The sequence below is a fragment of the Corynebacterium evansiae genome, from assembly GCF_027570065.1.
GTDB lineage: Bacteria > Actinomycetota > Actinomycetes > Mycobacteriales > Mycobacteriaceae > Corynebacterium > Corynebacterium evansiae.
In genome coordinates this window covers 1-23,554 of record NZ_JAKMUT010000003.1, presented here as the reverse complement: position 1 = coordinate 23,554, position 23,554 = coordinate 1, and the positions used below count along the sequence as shown (strand labels likewise).

18 protein-coding genes and 2 tRNA genes are annotated in these 23,554 nt (G+C 63.5%); 15 read left to right on the top strand and 5 right to left on the bottom strand.

Annotation, left to right across the window (positions count from 1 at the left end; all coding sequences use genetic code 11):
- The first annotated feature begins 2 nt into the window (after positions 1-2).
- From L8V00_RS03755 to serA, 5 genes are all read left to right on the top strand, one after another.
- Positions 3-911 (top strand): FecCD family ABC transporter permease, encoded by a 909-nt coding sequence (locus tag L8V00_RS03755; RefSeq protein WP_269944398.1) that lies wholly within the window; start codon positions 3-5, stop codon positions 909-911.
- The gene (locus tag L8V00_RS03750) at positions 911-2,077 is read left to right on the top strand and encodes an iron ABC transporter permease (RefSeq protein ID WP_269944254.1); all 1,167 of its coding nucleotides are present in this window, start codon (positions 911-913) and stop codon (positions 2,075-2,077) included. Before L8V00_RS03755 ends, L8V00_RS03750 begins: the two co-directional genes overlap by 1 nt.
- Positions 2,074-2,853, top strand: coding sequence for an ABC transporter ATP-binding protein (locus L8V00_RS03745; protein WP_269944253.1), 780 nt, complete (start codon positions 2,074-2,076; stop codon positions 2,851-2,853). Before L8V00_RS03750 ends, L8V00_RS03745 begins: the two co-directional genes overlap by 4 nt.
- 112 nt (positions 2,854-2,965) lie before the next feature.
- Positions 2,966-4,321 (top strand): GTP-binding protein, encoded by a 1,356-nt coding sequence (locus L8V00_RS03740; RefSeq protein ID WP_274707082.1) that lies wholly within the window; start codon positions 2,966-2,968, stop codon positions 4,319-4,321.
- Between the two features lie 98 nt (positions 4,322-4,419).
- Positions 4,420-6,009, top strand: a complete 1,590-nt coding sequence (gene serA / locus L8V00_RS03735; RefSeq protein WP_269944252.1) for a phosphoglycerate dehydrogenase — start codon at positions 4,420-4,422, stop codon at positions 6,007-6,009.
- 114 nt (positions 6,010-6,123) lie between these two features.
- On the opposite strand, the gene L8V00_RS03730 is transcribed toward serA, so the two are convergent.
- Positions 6,124-7,782 (bottom strand): ABC transporter permease, encoded by a 1,659-nt coding sequence (locus L8V00_RS03730; RefSeq protein ID WP_269944251.1) that lies wholly within the window; start codon positions 7,780-7,782, stop codon positions 6,124-6,126.
- Positions 7,769-8,659, bottom strand: a complete 891-nt coding sequence (locus L8V00_RS03725) for an ABC transporter ATP-binding protein (RefSeq protein ID WP_269944250.1) — start codon at positions 8,657-8,659, stop codon at positions 7,769-7,771. The genes L8V00_RS03730 and L8V00_RS03725 overlap by 14 nt, the downstream gene beginning before the upstream one ends.
- Before the next feature lie 81 nt (positions 8,660-8,740).
- Here L8V00_RS03725 and L8V00_RS03720 point away from each other — a divergent pair, with 81 nt between their 5' ends.
- Entirely contained in the window at positions 8,741-9,757 is a 1,017-nt protein-coding gene (locus L8V00_RS03720; protein WP_049048803.1) for a 3-isopropylmalate dehydrogenase, read from the top strand.
- A 70-nt stretch (positions 9,758-9,827) separates the two neighbouring features.
- Here L8V00_RS03720 and L8V00_RS03715 read toward each other — a convergent pair whose 3' ends face one another.
- Positions 9,828-11,534, bottom strand: coding sequence for an alkaline phosphatase D family protein (locus tag L8V00_RS03715; protein WP_269944249.1), 1,707 nt, complete (start codon positions 11,532-11,534; stop codon positions 9,828-9,830).
- A gap of 184 nt (positions 11,535-11,718) precedes the next feature.
- Between L8V00_RS03715 and L8V00_RS03710 the strand changes: the two genes are divergently transcribed.
- On the top strand, positions 11,719-12,531 hold the full coding sequence (locus tag L8V00_RS03710) for a fumarylacetoacetate hydrolase family protein (protein WP_034985515.1): 813 nt from the start codon (positions 11,719-11,721) through the stop codon (positions 12,529-12,531).
- Positions 12,532-12,586: 55 nt separating this feature from the next.
- Here L8V00_RS03710 and L8V00_RS03705 read toward each other — a convergent pair whose 3' ends face one another.
- Positions 12,587-13,729 carry an isochorismate synthase gene (locus tag L8V00_RS03705; RefSeq protein WP_269944248.1) on the bottom strand — a complete coding sequence of 381 codons (1,143 nt, stop codon included), beginning with the start codon at positions 13,727-13,729 and terminating at the stop codon, positions 12,587-12,589.
- A gap of 147 nt (positions 13,730-13,876) precedes the next feature.
- Between L8V00_RS03705 and L8V00_RS03700 the strand changes: the two genes are divergently transcribed.
- The 6 genes from L8V00_RS03700 (at position 13,877) to L8V00_RS03675 (ending at position 19,141) form a co-directional block, all read left to right on the top strand.
- Complete coding sequence (locus L8V00_RS03700; RefSeq protein ID WP_269944247.1) at positions 13,877-14,752, top strand: TIM barrel protein; 876 nt, start codon at positions 13,877-13,879, stop codon at positions 14,750-14,752.
- Positions 14,753-14,961: 209 nt separating this feature from the next.
- On the top strand, positions 14,962-15,930 hold the full coding sequence (locus L8V00_RS03695) for a CE1 family esterase (RefSeq protein WP_269944246.1): 969 nt from the start codon (positions 14,962-14,964) through the stop codon (positions 15,928-15,930).
- Positions 15,931-16,046: 116 nt separating this feature from the next.
- Positions 16,047-17,135 carry a CE1 family esterase gene (locus L8V00_RS03690; protein WP_269944245.1) on the top strand — a complete coding sequence of 363 codons (1,089 nt, stop codon included), beginning with the start codon at positions 16,047-16,049 and terminating at the stop codon, positions 17,133-17,135.
- Between the two features lie 120 nt (positions 17,136-17,255).
- Positions 17,256-18,758: a glutamate--tRNA ligase gene (gltX, locus tag L8V00_RS03685; protein WP_269944244.1), complete on the top strand. Its 1,503-nt coding sequence runs from the start codon at positions 17,256-17,258 to the stop codon at positions 18,756-18,758.
- Positions 18,759-18,995: 237 nt separating this feature from the next.
- A tRNA-Gln gene (locus tag L8V00_RS03680) sits at positions 18,996-19,067 on the top strand.
- Between the two features lies 1 nt (position 19,068).
- Positions 19,069-19,141 (top strand) — tRNA-Glu (locus L8V00_RS03675).
- 103 nt (positions 19,142-19,244) lie between these two features.
- On the opposite strand, the gene L8V00_RS03670 is transcribed toward L8V00_RS03675, so the two are convergent.
- Complete coding sequence (locus L8V00_RS03670) at positions 19,245-20,108, bottom strand: hypothetical protein (RefSeq protein WP_237746240.1); 864 nt, start codon at positions 20,106-20,108, stop codon at positions 19,245-19,247.
- 290 nt (positions 20,109-20,398) lie between these two features.
- Between L8V00_RS03670 and L8V00_RS03665 the strand changes: the two genes are divergently transcribed.
- The gene (locus L8V00_RS03665) at positions 20,399-22,024 is read left to right on the top strand and encodes a Re/Si-specific NAD(P)(+) transhydrogenase subunit alpha (protein ID WP_269944243.1); all 1,626 of its coding nucleotides are present in this window, start codon (positions 20,399-20,401) and stop codon (positions 22,022-22,024) included.
- A gap of 3 nt (positions 22,025-22,027) precedes the next feature.
- On the top strand, positions 22,028-23,521 hold the full coding sequence (gene pntB, locus L8V00_RS03660) for a Re/Si-specific NAD(P)(+) transhydrogenase subunit beta (protein WP_035003435.1): 1,494 nt from the start codon (positions 22,028-22,030) through the stop codon (positions 23,519-23,521).
- The last annotated feature ends 33 nt before the right edge of the window (positions 23,522-23,554 follow it).

The following is a 23,554-nucleotide window of genomic DNA, read 5'->3' as shown; positions in this document are numbered from 1 at the left end:
GCATGAACAGCGTGGAGGTGCCGACTAACGCGCCAGAACTCGCGGGGGAGATGCACTCCGTTATGCGCGACCGGCTCTTGGCGGCGACGGTGATCGGCATGGCTTTGGGTGCGGCAGGCGTGTTGCTGCGCACGGCTACAGGCAACCCGCTGGCGGATCCGGAAATCACCGGCGTGAATTCCGGTGCGGCTTTCGGCGCTGTGCTGTGCACGACGATCACGGGATCTGTGTCGGGCGCAGCTGTGTTGCCGGGGGCGTTGTGTGGTGCAGCGCTTGGAGCTGCGATCACGGTAGGTATCGGGATGCGTGTGACGGTGGGGGATCCGACTGGTGCTCAGTCGGTGCAGCGGATGATTTTGCTCGGCATAGCCGTTTCTGCATTGTTCTCGGCGTGTACCGCGATCATTTTGGTCATCGATGAGGCTCAGCTTTCGACCGTGCTGTCCTGGCTTTCGGGGCGCTTGGGTGGGGTTCGTCTCCCAGACATAATGCCCTGCATTATTGCGGTGGCGGTGGTTCTGCCGTTTACCATTGCTGCTGGTCGGGGGCTGGATACGCTTTTTGCTGGTGACGCCCTCTCGTCTTCCGTCGGCGCGAACCCCCACCGGCTGCGCATTTTGGCAGTGGTGGGCGCAGTGCTGTTGATCGCGCCGGCAGTTGCGGCTGCTGGACCCATTGGTTTCCTTGGCTTGATGGCGGCGGTCGTCTCGTATCGGGTGGCAGGCCCGCGTCACCGATTGAGCTTAGTGATCGCCCCAGTGGTGGGCGCGGTGGTTCTGCTGGTGGCGGATTCCGTTGCGCAGGCTCTGTGGGCGCCGGCGGAGACTCCAGTGGGCGTGGTTACTGCCATTGCAGGCGTGCCTTTGCTGCTGTGGGGAATTAATCGTTTGCAGCCGGGAGGTGAGCGCTGATGAACCGCAGGCTGAATCGTAAACGAACCTTCCGGAGAGGCGTTTCCCAGCCCGGAACTGCGGCGCCGCAGAATGACACTCCAGCGCCGCAGGGTAATACTGCAGCGCCGCGGCGTGATACTGCGGCGCCGCGACGAAGCAGTGGTTTCGGCGTGGCCCGCGTTGTAGCGGTGTATGCAGCGCTGCTGGCTTTGCTGGCGTTCGCGATCGTCCTGGGCTTAAGTGTCGGTGCTGTCATGAAGCCCCCGGCAGAGACCATCCACGATATCTTCACCGGTGGGAAACTCATATGGCGCTACCGGATGCCCCGTGTGCTCGTGGGGATCCTCGCTGGTGCAGCGATGGCGGTCTCCGGCGCGTTGCTGCAGCTAGCCTTGCGTAATCCGCTGGCGGCTCCGGACACTGTGGGCGTCACCGCAGGAGGGGGCTTGGCAGCCGTGGCAGCTCTGTTGAGTGTCGGTTCCTTGCCGGCGCAGGCACTGACTCCCGTGGCTTTTATCGGTGCACTGGTGGGTGCAGGCCTGGTGCTGGTGCTCGCGGGCCGAGGAGCAACGGATCCGGTGCGGCTCACCCTCACTGGAGTAGCGGTTTCTGTAGGTCTCGGTGCGCTGACTCAACTGTTGTTGGTCAAGGCTGCGCCGGAAGCCGGCGCAGCGATGACCTGGCTTAAGGGGTCGCTTTACGCCCGCACTCTCGCGGATGCGCAAGTCGTTGGGCCAGTGGTGTTGGTGGTCATAGTGGTAGCCATCGTGCTCTCGAGGCACTTGGACATGCTGAACCTGGACTCTTCTGCCATGGCGGGAGTAGGCGTGAGTGAGCGAGCGTGGCGCACTGTGGCGGTGCTGTTCGCGATCCTGTTGGGAGCCGCCGCAGTGGCTGCGGCGGGAGTGTTGGGATTTGCAGGATTAATCGTGCCGCATGCTGCTCGACTGCTGGTTGGTGGTGCTGCCAGGCGAGTGTTGCCAGTGTCTGCGCTGGCTGGCGCGGGGTTGGTCGTTTTCTGTGACGCCCTTGGCCGCTGGGCATTTGCACCCACCGAAATCCCTGTGGGTGCGTTGATCTCCGTTGTCGGCGCCCCGTACTTCATTTATCTTCTGCTGCGTATGTCTCGCACCCCTGCGGGAGCGCCTGCGGTGCCCACGACAGATGAAAGGAGCTCCCGATGAGTGAACCTGCCTTGCACGCCGAGGCCATCACGGTAGGCTACGGCGGCCCGGATGTCTTGCGAGACGTTTCTCTCCAGGTTCCGGAGGGGAAGATTACCGCCCTCATAGGCCCGAATGGCTGCGGAAAATCTACGCTGCTGCGAGCGTTGGGGCGTCAACAACCAATCTCGAAGGGACAGGTCTACCTAGGCGATCGCTCCATCCGCAGGATGAGCGCGCGTGAGTTTGCCCGGCACGTTGCGTTCTTGCCGCAACAGCCCGTTACTCCCGAAGGGGTGAGCGTGCGGGAAGTTATCGCGTACGGTCGGTACCCGTATACCGGGGCGTTTGCGTCGTTGGGAGCGGAGGACCACCGCGCGGTGGAGGAGGCGGCGGAACGCGCCGGGGTTACTGCCCTGCTCGACGTTCCAGCGACGGATCTGTCCGGCGGTCAGCGCCAGCGAGTGTGGGTAGCAATGACCGTGGCTCAGCAGACTCCCGTGCTGCTCCTTGACGAACCAACGACGTACCTGGATCCCGCCCATCAGATCGCGATTCTGGATTTGGTGCGGGATCTCAACACTGCTGGCCGGACTGTCGTGATGGTCGTGCACGACATGACGCACGCGGCCCGTTTCGCCGACTCCATCGTCGCTATGCGTGACGGTCAGGTGCTAGCGGCGGGGGAGACGGAAGACGTTATGTCTGCGAAGCTCGTTGAGGATCTTTTCGGAATTTCCTGCCTGGAGGTTAAGGATCCGGAAACGGGGAGAGTCTTGCCGATTCCGTATCGCTAAAGACGTTAAAGACGCTAAAAGTGCTAAAGATAGGGCCGTTAGAGGTATTTCGAAGTGCACTCCCAGCGTCACTAATGAAAACAGGTTGCAATAGCGTGTAGGGTTGCGGTCTATGAGACACGCACATAGTCATTCATCCGCCCGCACGCCCTCTGAAGCCACGCCCACTGCCGATGCTCCACGGCGGGGGAGTGCGCCCGCGCCCGTCGCCAGCGCCGCGCCTGCCTCCTCCGTGGCGCCTGCGCCCGCCGCGAGCGCCACGCCCGTGACGGTGCTCTCCGGCTTCCTCGGATCGGGCAAGACAACACTGCTGAACGACTTGCTCGCCAACCGAGGCGGCCGCCGCATCGCGGTGATCGTCAACGACTTCTCGGAAATCAACATCGACGCCGCCCTCATCGCCGGCGAAGGCCACCTCACGCGCGGCGAAGACCGCTTCGTCGAACTCACTAACGGCTGCATCTGCTGCACACTGCGTGAAGACCCGGTGGAATCCGTCGGCACGCTCGCGCGCAGCGGCAGCTTCGACCACATCGTCATCGAATCCACGGGAATCTCCGAGCCCATGCCCGTCGCCGCAACTTTCGAATGGCGTTGGGAGGACGGCACTCGCCTCGCCGACGTTGCGCCGATCGACACTATGGTTACTCTTGTTGACGCCGCCCAGTTCCTGTCGCAAATAGGGCAGAAGAAGCTGCTTACAGAAGCGGACCTGCAGGCGACTGCGGACGACGAACGCACCATCGCTGATCTGCTAGTCGATCAGGTTGAGTTCGCGGACGTCATCTACGTCACCAAAGCGGACCTCGTCAGCGAGCAGCGCTACCGCGCGACGGTAGCGCTGCTGCGCCGAATGAACCCGCGGGCGCGCACCGAAAAACTCATTCACGGCCGCATAGTCACCGACCAGTCCGGAAGTTCGGCAAGCGGAGTGGCAAGCGGAGTGGCAAGCGGTGCGGCGAGTAATGCAGCGCGCAACGCAGCGACTAACGCATGTGAGCCTGGCAATGTTGAAGCTCCTGGTGTTGCGAGCGCAGGTCGGCCGGCGGTCGACGACATTCTCGGCGCACACCTCTACGACGAAGCGACGGCGCGCGCCTACGAGGGCTACCTCGACGAGTTGGAGAACCCGCACACTCCAGAGACGGAAGAGTACGGCATCAGCTCCGTTGTTTTCCGCGGGGACCGTCCCTTCGATAGGGAGCGCCTGATTAAGGCTTTGCGCTCCACAACCGGGCTGGTGCGCTCCAAGGGATACTGCTGGATCGCCGACCGCCCGGAGCTTGCTCACGTCTGGCACCAAGCTGGTCCCGACCTGCGGATACAGCCGGCGGGCGGGTGGAGCCAGGTGGGGCTAACCCCCTCCAGTGAGGTGGTACTGATTGGCGTCAATTTCGATGCAGACAGAGCGGTACAACAATTCCTTAAGGCAATGCTGAGTGACGCAGAGGTAAGAGTTATGCTGTAAGGGTCGCACGTCACATTTGGATGGCGTGGTCCCTTCCCGCGTCGGCGCGGTCGTTTCGGCGTGGGCGAGGCAATGTCGCACTTTAGGGAGAAACATTCGTGAGTAACACCCGTCCGGTAGTCCTCATCGCCGACAAACTGTCCCAGTCCACCGTCGATGCCCTCGGCGATTCCGTCGAGGTTCGCTGGGTCGACGGCCCCAACCGCCCCGAGCTGCTGAAGGCAGTCGCAGACGCAGACGCGCTGCTGGTCCGCTCTGCAACCACAGTCGACGCCGAGGTGCTCGAGGCAGCACCGAAGCTGCAGATCGTCGGCCGCGCAGGCGTGGGCCTGGACAACGTTGACATCGACACCGCCACCTCCCGCGGTGTGATGGTCGCCAACGCTCCGACCTCCAACATCCACTCTGCCTGCGAGCACGCAATCAGCCTGCTGCTGTCCACCGCCCGCCAGATCCCCGCCGCCGATAAGACCCTGCGCGACGGCGAGTGGAAGCGCTCCTCCTTCAAGGGCGTGGAGATCCTGGGCAAGACCGTCGGCATCGTCGGCTTCGGCCACATCGGTCAGCTGTTCGCACAGCGCCTGGCCGCTTTCGAGACGGACATCATCGCTTACGACCCGTACGCCAACCCTGCCCGTGCCGCACAGCTGGGCGTGGAGCTGGTGGAACTGGAAGAGCTGATGAGCCGCTCCGACTTCGTGACCATCCACTTGCCGAAGACTAAGGAAACCGCGGGCATGTTCGACGCGGATCTGCTGGCAAAGTCCAAGAAGGGGCAGATCATCATCAACGCCGCCCGCGGCGGCCTGGTGGACGAGGCCGCCCTGGCGGAGGCCATCAAGTCCGGCCACATCCGCGGCGCCGGCTTCGACGTGTACGCCTCCGAGCCGTGCACCGACTCCCCGCTGTTTGAGCTGGAAGAGGTCGTCGTTACCCCGCACCTGGGCGCTTCCACCGTGGAGGCACAGGACCGCGCGGGCACCGACGTTGCCGCATCCGTGCTGAAGGCTCTGGCCGGCGACTTCGTACCGGACGCCGTAAACGTCTCCGGCGGCAAGGTTTCCGAGGAAGTTGCCCTGTGGCTGAACCTGGCCACCAACCTGGGCCGCGTTGCCTCCGAGCTGCTGAACAGCGCTCCGAACACCGTGACCGTCACCGCCCGCGGCGAGCTGTCCACCGAGTCCGTCGACGCGCTGGGTCTAGCTGGCCTGCGTGGCGTGTTCTCCGGCGTGATTGATGAGCAGGTCACCTTCGTCAACGCCCCGCAGATCGCTGAAGAGCGCGGCGTGGAGCTGGACGTACAGACCCAGGACGAGTCCGTCAGCCACCGCTCCATCCTGGAGGTTCAGGTTGTCGCAGCCGATGGCACCACCGCCACCGTCGCTGGCGCGCTGACCGGCCTGGAGCACGTGGAGAAGATCGTCCGCATCAACCACCGCGGCCTGGACCTGCGCGCCACCGGCACGAACCTGTTCCTGGCATACCCGGATCAGCCGGGCGCGCTGGGCAAGGTCGGTACGCTGCTGGGCAATAAGGGCATCAACATCGACGCCGCTGCACTGTCCCCGACGGACGATGAGCAGACGGCAACTCTGGTTCTGCGCGTGAGTGAGGAACTGGACCAGCAGCTAGTCGAAGAGGTCAAGGCAGAGCTGAACGCCTCCAACGCGTTCGTTCTGAACCTCTAAACCGCGAGGCTGGGCTTCACGCCCAGTACGTGTGAGGCCGGGCAGTCGTTGCCCGGCCTTTTTCTTGCGTTCTTTTATGGATTGATCTTTTATGGACGCCCCCCGGCCGCGCGGTTAGAGGTACTGCTGCACCTTCTGCGCGATGTCCGGCCATTCGAGGTCGAGCCGGCGGGAGGCGCGGCGGTTCATGATCCAGGCGGCGCCGACGACGATCACCCAGTGCAGTAGCACGCCCACCCAGCTGAGCAGGGGAATGTCTGCAATGCTGTTGTTTGCTCCGTCCGCCATGGCCAGCGGGATCAGCGCGAGCAGCCCGCCCGGCAGGAAAGAGACGGTGAGAATCAGCATCGTCACCAGCGCGGAGACTATTGCGTTGCTGCCGCCGTTGCGCTGCTTGAAGGAGTTGGTGCCCGGCGCGGTGGTTTGAGCGGGGAAGCGGGTGGCGCTGAAGTTCGCCATCGCGGAGGCGAGGAGGATGCAACCCAGGGTCAAAAGGCTAACCAGCAGCCAGGTGGCGCTAAAGCCGTCGATGGCTCCGGCGGCGATGCAGACGATCAGCCAGATCGGTACCAGTACCGTCACGGTGGAGAGGCTGCGGCTGGCGACGATCTGCTTGCCGCGCACTCCGGCGACCATGTGCACCCAGTTGGATGGGCCGTCCATGCCCAGGGAGTTGCCCGCGACCTGCTGTGGACCAAGGGATACGAAAAACAGTGCGAACCACAGCATCCAGCGGTTGGCCGCGTCGAGCATTCCCATCAGTAGGTACAGTCCGCAGAGGACGACCACGACCATCAGGCTCATCATGAAGCGATTGTCGCGGCGCCAGAAGCGGATCTCGCGGGAGTAGAGGGCGCCGATGGGGGAGCCGGGAACGCGCGGCAGCAGTAGGCTGTCGCCCTTCGCGGCGCGGGCGGCGTGCTGAGTCGGCAGTGGATTGTTGAGATCGTGCTTGACGGCCACGCGCATCACATAAGCCACGGCGAGTATCGCCGCGAGGCAGATCGCGCCCTTGGCGAGGCCGGTACCGAGGTCGGTGCCGCCGCCACCATTATTGACGCCGTCGCCTCCGATGTTGGCCATGTCAGCAGCCGCTCCGGCCGCAGCGGCGAAGGGCGTCCAGGACAGGATGTCGGCGCTGGTTTTGATGGCCGCGGTGGGGTCGGTTCCGTCGGTGAGCAACTGCGGCAAGAGGTACAGTGCCAGGAAGCCGAAGGTGACGATGATCCCGGCGACGTTGCCCCACAGTTCGCTGAACTTGGTGGCAATGCTGCTGAGCGCGGCGGCTAACGCCTCACCCGCCAGCAGGGTGATCACCAGCTGCAGTACGCACGCCAGCACCCACAGGGCACCCGCGCCCGCGGAGGCTACCTCCGCGAACGCGAGGTATCCGAGGGCGGCCATGATGATGGTGTTCACCAGCGAGATCGCCGCCCGCGAGTTGATGAACATCGCCGTGACCATGCCCGGCAGAATATCGCGGTCGGTCAGCGGCAGGGAGCTGAACATGCGCGGGTCCAGCATCCGTTCCTCGCTGGGGAAGATGGCCGATAGTGCCAGGTAGAGCACGCTGCCGAGCCCCATCGTCAGCACGAACATCGATGGGTCCCCATCGTTGACAAGCACCCCGTAGCTGCTGAAGCCTAGCCCGATACAGCCCATCACTGCAGTGATGGTTACTGCCACCGAAGCGATGATCATCTGCAGGTTGCCCAAGAAGGCGTGCGCCCACAGCTTGCAGTGGAGTTTGAGGAGGGTTTTAGTCTTCGACACCGGCCTGCCCCTCGTGTCGCGCGCTCGGCTGCTCGCCGCCGCGGAGCCAGCCGAAGGATTCCGTATCCAGCTGCTTGCCACCCACGGCCTCGACGAAGCGCTCGGATAGCGACTTGCCCGCACGTACCTGCTCGGTGGTTCCAGCGGCGACGACGGTGCCCTGATTGATGATCGCCACGTGGTCGCACAGCCCCTCGACCAGCTCCATCACGTGGGAGCTGAGGATTACGGTGCCGCCGGCTTCCACGTAGCGTCGCAGGATCGTACGGATCACTTCGCCGGATACCGGATCCACGGCCTCGAAGGGTTCGTCCAGGATCAGAACCTCCGGGCTGTGCAGCAGGGCACCGGCCAGCAGAATCTTCTTCTTCATGCCCGCGGAGTAGTCGGCGATGTACTTCTTGCCGGCATCCGCCAGGTCGAGTGCCTGCAGCAGGTCTGCGATGCGCTGCTGTAATTCCTCGCCGGGGATGTCGCGCAGGTAGCCCAGGTACTCCAGATACTCCTTGCCGCTGAGGCGTTCGAAGACGGGGAGGCCGTCGACCAGCAGCCCGTAGCTGCGCTTGGCTGCCAGAACTTCCTCTTCCACCCGGGTGCCTTCGGCGGGGTTTGCCCACAGTGGGTGGCCGGCGACCCAGGAGTTGCCACTATCGGGGCGAATGATGCCCGTTGCTGCGAGGATGGCGGTGGTCTTGCCCGCTCCGTTGGGGCCGACGATGCCGTAGAAGCTGCCCTTCGGGACGGTCAGGTTCAGGTTGTTCACCGCGACTTTGTCGGCGAATGTCTTCACTAGGTTGCGGATGACCAGCGCTGCGTCGCCGACCTCCGCGTTGGGGGATGAGTGTGAGGGATATGGCTGAAAAGTCATGCGCGCCATTTTATGTTGGTTCGTGAGCGGTGTCCGGGCGACATGCTATTGTTCTAGGTGACCAACTAGTGAGACAAAGGAGTTCATACAGTGAAACTCGCAGTGATTGCCGGTGATGGCATCGGCACCGAAGTATCCGCCGAGGCCCTGAAGGTTCTGTACGCTCTGCGTGACGACGTGGAGACCACCGATTACGACCTCGGCGCCCGCCGCTACCTGCGCAATGGTGAACTCCTGACCGACGAGGACCTGGACTCCCTGCGCGAGCACGACGCTATCCTGCTGGGCGCCATCGGCGACCCCCGCACCGTGCCTGCCGGAGTGCTGGAGCGCGGCCTGCTGCTGCCGCTGCGCTTCAAGCTGGACCACGCGGTGAACCTCCGCCCGTCGAAGTTGTACCCGGGCTCCTCCAGCCCGCTGGCCAACCCGGGCGACATTGACTTCGTCGTCGTGCGAGAGGGGACCGAAGGCCTCTACTGCGGCAACGGCGGCACACTGCGCGCGGGCACTGACCACGAGGTGGCGTCCGAAGTATCCCAAAACACCTACTACGGCGTGGAGCGCGTGGTGCGCGATGCGTTCGAGCGTGCGCAAAGCAGGCGTAAGAAGCTGACCTGGGTGCACAAGACGAACGTGTTGGTGAACGCCGGCTCCCTGTGGCAGCGTGCCATCGAGACGGTGGGGCAGGAGTACCCCGAGGTGCAGGTGGACTACAACCACATCGACGCAGCGACGATCTACATGGTCACCAAGCCGCAGGAATACGACGTGATCGTCACGGACAACCTGTTCGGCGACATCCTGACCGACCTGGCGGGTGCTGTCACCGGCGGCATTGGCCTGGCGGCTTCCGGCAACATTGATCCTTCGCGGAAGAACCCCTCCATGTTCGAGCCGGTGCACGGCTCCGCGCCGGACATCGCGGGTCAGGGAATTGCCGACCCGTGCGCGGCGATCCTGTCGGTGGCGCTGATGCTGCGCCACCTGGGTGACGATGCCAACGCTGAGCGCATCGAGGCCGCCGTGCTGGCCGAGGCCGGCTCGCGCGACGGCGGCCCGGTGAAGACCGCGGAGGTCGGCGACCGCGTGGTCGCAAACCTTAAGTAGGCCGACAACTAGCTGGTGGCAGCCCGCGCCCGCTCGCGGTGCGCCCTGCTGCCACGCCTGTAGCTTGTGACTACTGCGCGCGCAGCGTCTTCGACCACAGCTCCTTGCCGCGGGTGGTGAACAGCCGGACGGTGAGGTCCTTCGACCCGCCGTCGATGTCCACCTCTCCGAAGTGCTGGAAATCATCCAGCGGCGAGGAGTTTTGCTTATCCTTCGCCGGGGCGTGCACGTACACGACCTCCGGGCCGAAGGTGCCGTCCATGTCGTTCGGGCCGAAGCCACCGGCGTTCAGCGGCCCGGTGACGAACTCCCAGAACGGCGCGAAATCCTGGAAGTCCGCACGATCCGGCGAGTAGTGGTGGGCGGCGGTGTAGTGCACGTCGGCGGTCAGCCACACCACGTTGCGCACGTCCTTGATTCCGCTAAGCACGCGCCCAATCTCCGCCTCGCGGCCGACGGCCTTGCCGCCCGCTCCGTTGGACACACCTTCCTGGTCGTCCCCATCCGGAACCACGATGCCCAGCGGCAGGTCGTTGGCAATGATCTTCCACGTGGCGGTGGAGTTCTTCACGGCCTCGATGAGCCACTTTTCCTGCTTGGCGCCCAGGATGTGCCCCGGCTTGGTGGCGGAAGCTCCGCTATCCGGGTTGCGATCCTTGTAGCTGCGCATATCCAGCACAAAGATATCTAGCAGGGAGCCGTAGGAAATCTTGCGGTACACGCGGCCATCCACGGCCATCTTCCGGTCTAGCGGCTGCCACTCGTGGAACGCCTGGAAGCCGCGCTGGGCCAGCAGGTTCACGTCCTTGACCTGGTACTTGTCGTCCTCCAGGATCTCGCCCGGGTACCAGTTGTTCGTCGTCTCGTGGTCGTCCCACTGCACCACCTGCGCGACCTGAGAGTTGAAGCGCTTGTAGTTTTCGTCCAGCAGGTTGTAGGCGTGCTGTCCGCGGAACTCCTCCAGGGTTTCGGCCACCTTGTTCTTGTACGGGCTGGGGAGGTTCTTGAATACCCGTCCGTCGTCCATCTTGTGGTTTTCCTCGATCGGCCCGTCGGCGTAGACCGTGTCGCCGGAGTGGATAAACAGGTCCGGGTTGCGGTCTGCCATCGTCTTCCAGCAGTACATGCCGCCGATGTCCGGGTTGATGCCGTAGCCCTGGCCCGCCACGTCGCCGGACCAGTGCAGTCGGATGTTCTTCGGCGCCTGGCTGGTGGAAGGCGCGGTGGTGAAGCTACCGATCACCGGCACGGAGCGCGCGGCGGTGTGCTGGTCCTCCATGGTCACTCGGTAGTGGATCTTCTGGCCGGGCTCCATGCCAACCAGGCGCAGCCGCCCGGTGCCGTCGCTATCCGGAGTGAGGGTGGCGCCGCGGAAGGTCTTGGTTTTGTGTCGCGGGAATGCCGGGTCCGTCGATGCCTCTACGACCATGCGAGCCGGTCGATCGACGCGTGCCCACACCAGGCCACCGTCGGGTCGCACATCGCCGGTAGCGACGCCATGAGTGATCACCGGCCGGGCGCGCTGCAAATCAATCGAGCCGATCGCCCCGCTGGAACCAACTGAGGATCCGGCGGCGGAGCCAGCCACGCTGCCGGCCTGCGAGCCGAGAGCGTGCGCCACGCCCGTGCCCAGTAGGGCGGCGCCGGTGGCGCTGGCGCCGGCCAGGAAGGTGCGGCGGGTGGTGCTGCGGATGGTGGTGTGGGAGTTGGAAGGAGCTGCGGAATTCGAAGGAGTTGAGGGATTGGGGAGTTGTGGATTAACGCTGCGATTCGTCATAGCGGCCAAGCTAACGGCCAAACCTGTCGGAGCCGTGGCAAGCGCGTTAATCGCGGATTACGTGAAACTAAATTCATGGTTAATGGTCGGGGAGAAGGGGGCGTCATAAAGAAATACAAGGACAAGACCGCAAAGAAGGGGCATAGCAAGAGGTAGAAGGGGCAGTGGAGTAGGGTATGGAAACATGCGTATTGCTCGAATTGCACACCCCGAGGGCATGGCCTTCGCGATCGTGGAGGGCGGCCAGCCGGACGGCACCGGCGCTACCCTCCGCGAGATCGCAGGCCACCCGTTCGGACAGCCCGAATTCACCGGAAAATCCTGGCCTATCGAAGACGTTCGACTGCTGGCCCCGATCCTGCCGTCGAAGGTTATTGCCGTCGGGCGCAACTACGCTGACCACGTCGAGGAGGTGTTCAACAAGAGCGCCGAGCACCTGCCGCCGACGATCTTCCTGAAGCCCCCGACAGCCGTCGTAGGCCCCGAGGCGCCTATCCGTATCCCCGAGTGGGCCACGCGCGTGGAGTTCGAAGGCGAGATGGCGATCGTTATTGGCCGTCCGTGCAAGGACGTCAACCGGAACAACTGGAAGGACGTGGTGCTGGGGTTCACCGTCGTCAACGACGTTTCTTCTCGCGACCTGCAGTTCCAGGACGGTCAGTGGTCCCGTGCGAAGGGCCTGGATTCCTTCTGCCCGTTGGGCCCGTGGATCGAAACGGCTGTGGATAGCATCGACATCGACAACCAGCCGATCCTGGCGCACCTCACCCACGAGGGGAAGACGGAAACCAAGCAGGATTCCAACTCCAACCAGATGATCAAGTCCATCCCGGAGATTGTGGAGTGGGTTTCCTCCGCATTCACGCTGCTGCCGGGCGACGTGATCTGCACGGGCTCGCCCGCAGGCACCGCAGAGATGGTTCCGGGCGACCGCATTGAGGTGGAGATCCCGGGCTTGGGTAAGCTGGCCAACCCGGTGCAGGCCTACGGCAAGTAGGCGGAGCTCGCCAGCCGCGTGTTCAGCACCGGCCGGCTATGGCTGGCCCCGGGCGCTACACTTCCCGCAGCGCTGCAGGCACGTTAAGTGCCCGCAGCGCTGTTTGCAGCTTTGCGGACGTTTCCTCCGCCTCCATGGCGGGAATCGAGTCCACGACAATGCCGCCGCCGGCCCAGGCGCGGGCGGTGTTGTCCTCCACGATGGCGCAGCGGATAGAGAGCATAAACTCCCCGTCGCCGCTGGAATCGCACCATCCCACGGCGCCGGAGTAAAACTCCCGCGGAGACTTCTCCTGCGCAATAACCCCCAGCGCATCGTCCGTCGGGGTGCCGCCGATAGCCGGGGTGGGGTGCAGCATCAAGGCCAGATCTAGCGCGGAATACTCGTCGTCCTTTAGTGTGCCCGCGATCTGGGTCCCCAGGTGGATCATCTCGTTTGTCTCGTGGATCTCCGGGGTAGCCGGGATGTCCAGCGTCTCGCACAACGGCTCCAGCACACGGCGGTAGTGCTCCACCACAAAGCGGTGCTCGCGTAGATCCTTGTCGGAGCTTCCGAGTTCGCGAGCTGTGGCGTCATCAATAGAAAGGCTGCCGGTGCGCGGCGCGGAACCGGCCAGGGGGAAGGCCGAGATCTCGCGGCCATCGCGACGAATCAGCATCTCTGGCGAACTGCCGACGAACATCGCCCCCTGGTACTCAGAGCGGCCCGTGGCGGAGAGGTCCACGGCGAACCCGTCGCGGTAGGCGGACAGGTCGATCAGGCGTGCGGCAATCAACAGCGGGTCTACGGTTTCGGCGTAAGTAATGTCCACGGCGCGGGCCAGCACCACCTTTTCCAGGCGGGACTGCTGGATCGTGGCGACGGCGGCTGCGACCATCGCGGTGTGCTCCTCGACGGTGGTCTGCGCTTCGACGGACTCGACCGTCAGGGTGCGGGCGGCATCCTTGCCACGGAAGAAAGCCGGCGGCTCCAGCGGGCCTTCGGCGCGGACGACGGTCTCGGGCTCCATGAGAGCCGCGCGGAGGGATGTGTCGAAGGGGAAAGCGCCGACAATCAAGTCTGCTTCCTTGTTTCGAAGCGCAGTGGATGCTTCGAACGGGTCCGGGAAGGTCGCCTTGCGCCCCTGGGTGCGGATGCTGCGATCTGGGCGGGAAAGCAGGAAATCCGGGGCGGTGGCCGGTCGCTGCTCGTGGGTCATGGGTGCCATTTTACTTCCCGGCAAGACCGCGGGCTGCCTCGCCCTGGGTTGCGCGCGGGTTGTGCGCGGCAAGAAGCCCTGGGCTGTGCACGGCAAGAAACTGACTTCAATTCTGGATTAGTGCCTCTACGTGGAATGATGATGCCTATGAATACAGAATCAGGTGCACATCAGGTGAGTTTCGCCACCGCGAAAAACCATTCCCTCGGCGCGCCGACCGGCGCGGATGCCCTTGAGGCCGTTGCGAATTCTCCCTACGACAAGGTGGAGCTGTGGTGGCCGTGGGATACGCCCCACCCCTCCGAGCAGCAGATGCGCCAGCTGGTGGATGCGCTGGCCAAGGGGCGCCAGGAGAACCCGCGCCAGCTCGTGGCACTGAACCTGTGGGCCGGTGACCTGGCGGCTGGTGATCGGGGAGTGCTGCACCTGGTCGGCCCAGAAGGCGGTGCTGAGAATGCTGGTAGCACTAAGAACGCTGGTAACGCTGGCGTCGGGAACGCTGAGGATGCCGGGAGTGCGGTCGACGACGTATTTGTCGACGGCGATCCAGCGATCACCGAGGAGCTAATTGAACACCTCAACGCCGTCGAATACCTGCACCGGCTGACGGGCGTGCGTCGCTTCAACGTGCTGGTCGGCCGCGGTGGTCGCGCGCTGCAGCGACGTCAGGTGCGCGCGTTCGCCGCAGTGGCTAAGCGCCTGGCGCGCTTCGGTGGCGTGGCCCTGATCGAGCCGCTGAGCGGCATTGAAAACTACCCTGTGACCAGCATTAAGGAGGCTGCGCCCCTGGTCGCTGCCGGTGGTCGCCTTCTTCTTGACGCCTACCACCTCGCCGCTAACGGTGAAGACTGGACCTGGCTCGCCGACCGGGGACCGGGGAATGAGCTGTGGCCGGAGCACGTGCAGATCGCGGACTTTCCAGGCCGCGGGGCGCCGGGGACTGGAGAAGCGCCGCTGGAGGAGTGGATTAACCAGCTGCGCGCGTCTGGCTATGAGGGGGAAGTAGTCCTCGAGCACATCTAGTGCGTGAGGTCAGCTGAGTAAAAGCTGAAGAATTTGCGCACATTCCGGCGTGTTACAGCACATGCGCAGCGAAACTTGTGTCTAATGTTACGTTTGTGACTCATGTGACTGCTGTTAAGAATGTTAAAGCCGTTAGTTCTGTAATTGCCGGAAACGCTGCGGGTGCCGGGCGCCACCTTGGCAACCGTGCTCTGAGCTTTGCCCTGCTCATGGCGGTATCCGTTGCTATGACGCTGGCAATGCTTGCCACCGTGCTCGTCGGCGGAGCTGGCGTGGCCAGCGCGCAGGAGGCGCCTGCCCCTGCGCCCGCGCCTGCACCGGCTCCCGCGCCCAAGCCTGCACCGAAACCGGCACCGGCGCCGAAGCCGGCGTCAACAATAGATAGGGCGCACCCCGGACAACCGGAGAACATCGAGTTCACCCGACCCGACGGCAGCACCCGCAGCGCAATCGTCAGCGTGACCTCCAACTACGACCCGCACAAGCCCACGCCCGTGCTGTTTGGGTTCGGCGGGCGCGACGATACGCCCGAGAATTACCGCAGTTACTCCCGCTTCTCGAACACCGGCGCGGCCAGCGAAGCGATCGTGGTCTACCCGCGTGGCATTGATAACGCCTGGGAGGGCGCACCGTACGCCACCAGCAAGCGCGGCCAGGACGTCGACTTCGTGCGACAGATCGTCAATGAGCTGGACAGGAAGTTCAACGTCGACCGCAACCGCATCTACGCCGTCGGCATGTCCAACGGCGGCGGGTTTGTGATGAACCTAGCGTGTCAGGCTCCTGACCTGATCGCTGGCGTGGTGAGCGTCTCCGGCGCCTTCTACAACCCGGTCAACGAGGGCTGCGCGCCGGAGTCCGTGCCGACGTTCGTGATCCACGGCCAGCAGGACGAGCTCACCCACTACAACGGCGGCACGCTGCACAACGCGCCTTACCTTCCGGCGCCCCGCCTGATCCACTCGCGTGCGCTGCGCAACGGCTGCGCGCCACAGCCTGTGGTGGAGCAGAAGCCCAACAACGTCACCCAGTTCGGCTACCCTGGCTGCCGCGACGAGGCTGTCTTTTGGCGGATCAACGACCAGGGACACAACTGGCACTTTGCGCCCGACGTAGCCAACGAGGCCTGGAACTTCCTGGCCCGCCAGAACAAGACGCTGCCGGGCGCGGCCAGCTAGGGCTAGCTAGATCTAGCTAAAACCGGCCAGAGCTAGCTAGAGCCACCACTGTGGCGGCTTTTAGGATTTTGTAAGAAAAAGTACCTAAATTTTACTGCCCGGTGTATGTTAAAGCGGTGCAAAAGTTTTCGTCACGTTTTACTCACACGAAGGCCGCGAACACTCACTCTCTTTCCGCGGCTGATCACACTGATTCCGTAGGTTCCGTAGTCTCTGCAGCCTCCGGCGCTTCCCGCTCGGCTCGCCGCGGCGGCCGCTTCCGCAAGCTCACGCTCTCCCTGGCTGTAGCCCTCGGTATCGGCGCAAGTACCCTGGCTGGCCCGGCTCTGGATACTGCTGCCGGCAACGAGTCCGCGACTCCGCAGGCCAGCGCCGCCCCAAGCAACCTGGTGGGCAGCCTCTCCGGTAGTCTGACCGGCCTCGCTGGCTCTCTGAGCCCGCGCCCGGGGAACAACTACCAGACCTTCAACGTCAAGGGGAAGACCCGCACGGCTATCGTCGATGTTCCGGTGAACTCCGGTAGCCGCAAGAAGCCGATCCTCTTTGTGTTCGGCGGTCGCGGCCAATCTGCGGCGGACATGAAGAACACGTCCCGCCTCAATGCGGTGGCCGGCCGCGATGCCGTCGTAGTCCACGCGGAGGGCATCGGCCGCTCCTGGGAAGGCGCCCCGTATTCCAAGACCCGCCGCGGCGAGGACGTAGCTTTCGTCCGCGAGATGGTCCGCTCCCTGTCTAAGCGCTACAACGTCGACACCCGCCGCGTGTACGCAGCCGGGCTGTCGAACGGTGGCGGCATGGCGATGAACCTGGCCTGCCAGGCTCCGGATCTGGTCGCCGCTGTCGTGTCTGTTTCTGGTGCTTACTATGACGCCACCATGAACAACTGCCGTGGGCGCAACGTACCGACCATGCTGATCCACGGTGTGCACGACACCTTGATGCACTACGGTGGCGGCGAGCGCCACGGCATGCGTTACTACGGCGCCCGCGCTGCTTTCGACAACGCAGCACGCCGTAATTCCTGCGACATGCGTACCCTGCATGGAGTTCGCGCCCACGCCCTTACCAGCGGATTCACCTATAACGGTTGCCGCGCTTCCACCGTCCTGTGGCGTGCGGACTTCGGCGGCCACAACTGGCACGCCTTCGCCCCGGACGCTCCGAAGGCTGCGTGGCACTTCCTGTCGCGCCACCGTCATGCCTAAACGGTGACCTAACGGCACCCAAACCCCCCGCGCCACCGCGCGGGGGGGTTGCTCTGCCCGCACAGAGCCGGCACAGAGCAAACGCGAAGGCCAGCACGCGGGAAGGTACAGTTAAATACCATGAGTGAAGTAAGCGAAGTTCGCGTTCGATTCTGCCCGTCGCCCACCGGCACCCCGCACGTCGGCATGGTGCGCACGGCCCTGTTCAACTGGGCTTATGCCCGCCACACTGGCGGCAAGCTCGTCTTCCGTATCGAGGACACCGATGCGAAGCGAGACTCCGAAGAGTCCTACCAGGCCATCATCGATTCCCTGAAGTGGCTGAACCTCGGCTGGGACGAAGGCATCGAGGTCGGCGGCCCGCACGAGCCTTACCGCCAGTCCCAGCGCATGGACATCTACGCAGACGTCCTGGAGAAGCTGAAGGAATCCGGCGACGTCTACCCGGCGTATTCCACCAACGAGGAGGTTCAGGCTCGCCACAAGGCTGCAGGCCGCGACCCGCAGTTGGGGTACGACAACTACGACCGCGACCTCACTGAAGAGCAGATCGCGCAGTTCAAGGCCGAAGGCCGCGAGCCGGTCTGGCGCCTGCACATGCCCGACGATCGAATCTACGAGTGGCACGACCTCGTCCGCGGCGACATGAGCGTGGACGGCAAGACCGTGCCGGACTTCGTGGTCGCTCGCTCGAACGGCCAGCCGCTGTACACCCTCGTTAACCCAGTGGATGATGCTCTGATGGAGATCACGCACGTCCTGCGAGGCGAAGACCTGCTGCCGTCCACACCGCGACAGATCGCACTCTACGAGGCGCTGGTACGGGTGGGCGTCGCTAAACAGGTACCTACATTCGGCCACCTACCGTTCGTGATGGGCGAGGGCAACAAGAAGCTCTCCAAGCGCGACCCGGAATCGAACCTGTTCAACCACCGCGACAACGGCATCATCCCCGAGGGCATGCTGAATTACCTGTCGCTGCTTGGCTGGTCGCTGTCCGCCGATGAGGACATCTTCACGATGCAGCAGCTCATCGACAACTTCGATGTGGCGGACGTGAAGCCCAACCCGGCACGCTTCGACCAGAAGAAGTTGGAGGCCATCAACGCCGACCACATCCGCATGCTGGAGCTGGGCGACTTCACCGAGCGCCTGCGCGCCTACCTGGAGGAGCACAAGGGCTTCCCGGCGGATTACCCCGCGGATAAGTTCGCTTTCGCTGCGGAGCTGGTGCAGACGCGCATCAAGACGCTCTCGGACGCTGATGGTCTGCTGCGCTTCCTGATTACTTCTGACGCCGACTTGTCCCTGGATGAGAAGGCCGCGAGGAAGAACTTGAAGGAGGACGCGGTGGAGGTTCTCGAGGTTGCCATCGCTCAGCTGGAGGCAATCGCGGACGGGGAGTTCAAGACCGACGTCATTGAGAAGGCGCTGCAGTCGAAGCTGATCGAGGAGATGGAGCTGAAACCGCGCAAGGCCTACGGCGCTCTGCGTGTGGCCATCAGTGGTGCGGCTGTGTCCCCGCCGCTGTTTGAGTCCATGGAGCTGCTGGGCAAGGAGTCCACGCTGGCACGCCTGCGGGCCGCCCGCGAGCAGACGCCGTTCGCGCCTACACAGCAGTAGAGGCAGCGGTGGGCGCGGCGGTAGAAGCAGCGGGGGGAGGTGCGCTTGCGCGTGCCCTCCTGCGAGAGAGGGGCGGCGAAGTGAGCATACTATGGCCGGAAAAATGCGCGTTTACCAGCTGATTTGCTTGTAATTCACTGTTCTGGTTATAGTATTCCTCGTTGCGAGCGAGGTTCGCAGTGTTCAACGACCTAGGTATCTAGGGAGTGTCACTTGCGGGTTTTGTTCGACGAACGATGGCCTATGGTGTAATTGGCAACACTACGGTTTCTGGTACCGTCATTCTAGGTTCGAGTCCTGGTAGGCCAGCGCCCCGTTCGTCTAGCGGCCTAGGACGCCGGCCTCTCACGCCGGTAACACGGGTTCAAATCCCGTACGGGGTACAAATACTGAATACGGTGACCTCCGGTCAGCTTCACTTTTCAGAAGCGGGCCGGAGGTTTTCGCTTTCGCGCTGGATATGTGCCGGAAGAAGATGCGCGAGCGCTAAGGGCGGGTGCCCGCGTTGCCGTCGGACATGAGAGGCGCGCCGTCAGCATTGCGCTTCACGGGGAAGCTTTCTGGCAGGAAGAGGGATACGCCATCCTTGGCGGTGAGAACATCCCAGTGGTTATCGTGCACCCAGAACGTCAGGGGAGAGATGTTCACCGGGTGCTGCCGCAGCTCGTGGCGGGTCTGGGCCATCTGCTGCATGATGTTGTCCGCTGGCTGATCCGGAACCACTGGGTGAACCAGAACCGTGCTGCCACCGGGCATGGAGACCACGTGTCCGTGGCCATGGTCAGGAATCTTGGTGATCTGCAGGAAGAGATCGAACGTGATGGCGAGCGTCGCCCCGAATGGGAAGTCGGACTTAACCTGGAAGAAGACATCGCCAGCGCTTGCAACCTTCAACGTTTCGAGAGACTTACGCGTGGTGGCCATAGAAGCCGCTGACCAAAATGTGTGGTTGCTCCCGGGCATGTCCAGGCCCGGGAAGGTTGCGTCGCCCAGAACTTGCAGGTCAAGGTCAAAGCCCTGCGGAAGATCAGCGTCGGAGAGTGGCTTGAAACCGGAATCTACGGTGGCGAGGAAGCGGTAGACGCCCGGCAGGATCTCCTTTGCGTATGAGTAGTTGCTGGCATCCTTCGGGGCAGGGGAGATGATGCCGTAGACAAGCTCTCCATTCGGAGTGGTTAAGGTCGCGTCACCGTCGCTGCTGTGCTGAAACTTCAAGTGGCCGTGCTGAGCTGCTGGCTGCTGCGCTGTTTGCTGCTGACCAGCAGCTTCCTGCGCTGCTGATTGTTGTGGGGTGGTGTCGTTGTTCTTCTTCTTGCCGAATAGTCCAAACATGGCTGTGAGAGTACGCACGTTTTGGAGGCTTCGCATGGCTTTGCCTCGGAAACTCTGAATGGCTTTAATTGTCGCCACCTCCCCAGCGCCGAGGCTGAGGGCGTCAACTCCCAAATTATGAGAGGTACGGGGGTATTTCTCTCAAATCGTGATATGAGCCCAAATAATCACCTATGGTTTTAGAACTACCCAAACGTAGTTAATGAGCTCGTAACCACCGTCCTAACCAGGACTTCACCAGGCATAACAGCCTTAAGAAACGCGAGCAGAAGTAAGTATGCAAGAGACACACCAGTGAGGAGCCTCCCTTGCTAATCGGTATCCCCAGAGAACCAGAAGCCCTGGTCTCAGCCACACCGGACACCGTGGGCAAGCTCATCAAGCTTGGCTACGAGGTCGCGGTCCAGTCCGGCGCAGGCGACCAGTCCAATTACCCTGACAACCTGTATGAAGAGGCCGGCGCCCGCATCGTCGGAGACGATGTTTGGCACGCGGACATCATCACCGCCCTCGACGCGCCAACTGACGAGCAGCGCGCACAGCTTAAGCCCGGCGCCACCCTTATCGCTCGCCTGGCACCGGGTCGTAACGAACAGCTCATCCAAGAGCTTGCGAACCAAAACGTGACCTCCGTGGCCATGGACACCGTTCCGCGCATCTCCCGCGCACAGTCCATGGACGTGCTTAGCTCCCAGGCCAATATCGCCGGCTATCGCGCGGTCATCGAGGCGGCCAATACCTTCGGTCGCCTGTTCACTGGCCAGGTCACTGCCGCCGGCAAGGTTCCGCCTGCCGTCGTCTACGTCATCGGCGCGGGCGTGGCCGGTCTGGCCGCGATCGGCACCGCGAACTCCATGGGCGCGATCGTCAAGGCCACGGACCTGCGCCCCGAGACCGCCGAGCAAGTCGAGTCCATGGGCGCCGAGTTCGTCGCCATCCAGGCGGAGACCGAGAAGTCTGAAGACGGCTACGCCAAAGAGATGACCGCCGACCAGGCACAGGCCGCCGCGAAGCTCTACGCAGAGCAGTCCGCCGCCGCCGACATCGTCATCACCACCGCGAACATCCCGGGCCGCAAGTCCCCGGTGCTGCTCACCGCCGCCGACGTGGCTGCGATGAAGCCCGGCTCCGTCATCGTCGACATGGCCGCTGCCAACGGCGGCAACTGCGAGCTCACCGTCCCCGGCGAGATCACTGTCACCGACAACGGTGTGAGCATCATCGGCTACACGGATCTCGCCGGCCGCCTGCCCGCCCAGGCCTCGCAGCTCTACGGCCAGAACGTGGTCAACCTGCTCAAGCTCATGACTCCGGGAAAGGACGGCCAGCTGACCTTCGACCTGGAAGACGAGATCGTTCGCGGCATCACCGTCACGCACTCCACCGCCGCTGCGCCGTCTGCTGTCGCTTCTTCCGGCGCTCCTTCTAATGACGCCACGTCCCAGCCCGCCGGGGAGGTCGCTGAGATCCTCTGGCCGCCTCCACCCGTGAAGGTCTCTGCAGCCCCCGCCGCGCAAGGTGCGGGTTCTAAGGCCGATACGGATGCGGTTGCTGCGGAGCAGTCGGCGTCAAACCAAGAAGGCGAGGCAAAGAACAAGGGTGCGGGATGGAAGATCCTTGCTGCGCTGCTCGGCATCGCGCTGATTCTCGCCAGCCCGATGCAGGTCGCCGGCGAATACATGCTGCTCATGCTGGCCATCGTCGTGGGCTTCTACGTGATCACCGCGGTGACGCACAAACTGCACACGCCGCTGATGAGTGAGACGAACGCGATCTCCGGCATCATCCTGGTCGGCGCAATCCTGCAAGTGGGCAGCTCCAACCTGGTTGTCGCGGGTCTGAGCTTTGTGGCGATTGTCGTGGCCTCTATCAATATCTTCGGCGGATTCTTCGTGACCCGTCGCATGCTGACCATGTTCGACGGAGGTAACTAAGCCATGAAACAACAACTTCTCAGCGCTGCCGAGACGGGCGCGCAGAACCTCGTCAACCCGACCGTCCTCGAGTGGACGGACAAGATCACCAACCTGGCCTACCTGGTCGCCGCACTTCTGTTCATCCTGGCGCTGGCAGGTCTGGCGAAGCAGCAGACCGCATCGCGCGGCAACCGCTTCGGCATCGCCGGCATGACCATCGCGCTCATCGCAACCATCGTCAAGGCCGTAGTCAACTCCATCAACGGGGGAGATGCCTCCACAGGCCCGCTCGTGACCGTGCTGTTGATCGCCGTGGCGATGCTGCTCGGTGCCGCGATTGGCATCCCGCGCGCCAAGAAGGTCGAAATGACCGAAATGCCGGAGCTCATTGCGATGCTGCACAGCTTCGTGGGCTTGGCCGCCGTGCTTATCGGCGTGAACTCCTTTATCCAGCCGGACGAGCGCACGAAGTCCATCGAGGCTTTCCACCTGGGCGAGGTTTACCTGGGCGTGTTCATCGGTGCAGTGACGCTCACGGGCTCCATCGTGGCGTACCTCAAGCTGTCCGGAAAGATGGACGGCAAGCCGCTGATGCTGCCGGGCCGCCATCTGCTGAACCTGGCTGTCATTGTGGTGTCCCTCGTGGGCATGGTGCTGTTCATCTCCGCCGGCCACGAGAACCTGACCCTGGCGTGGATTGCGCTGGGCGTAATGCTTGCGCTGGCGCTGTTCCTGGGCTACCACCTGGTGGCGGCGATCGGCGGTGGCGATATGCCGGTGGTTGTGTCCATGCTGAACTCCTACTCCGGCTGGGCGGCCGCAGCGGCGGGCTTCATGCTGGCCAACCCGCTGCTCATTATCGTGGGCGCGCTGGTCGGCTCCTCCGGTGCCTACCTGTCCTATGTGATGTGCCAGGCAATGAACCGTAGCTTCGTCTCCGTTATCCTCGGCGGTTTCGGCGGCGAGGCTGCAGCTTCCGACGACCGAGAATACGGCGAGCACACCGAGGTCACCGCGGCTGAGACTGCGGAGCTGCTCAAGGGCGTGAAGAAGGTCATGATCACCCCGGGCTACGGCATGGCCGTGGCGCAGGCGCAGTACCCGGTGGCCACGCTGGTCGAGCGTCTGAAGGAACAAGGCGTGGACGTCACCTTCGGCATCCACCCTGTGGCAGGCCGCCTGCCAGGACACATGAACGTGCTGCTGGCTGAGGCCAAGGTGCCGTATGAGATTGTCCTCGAACTCGACGAGGTCAACGATGACTTCGAGGGCATCGACGTGGTGCTGGTCATCGGTGCAAACGATACCGTCAACCCGATCGCCGAGGAGCCAGGTTCCCCGATCGCGGGCATGCCCGTGCTGAAGGTCTGGGAGGCGGAGAAGGTCATCGTCTTCAAGCGCTCCATGGGCTCCGGCTACGCGGGCGTGCAGAACCCGCTGTTCTTCAACGAGAACACGGACATGCTGCTGGGGGACGCGAAGAAGACCGTCGAGGACATCATCGCGAACCTGTAGGGGTTTCCTTGCAGGAGTTAGGGGCCTGAGCTA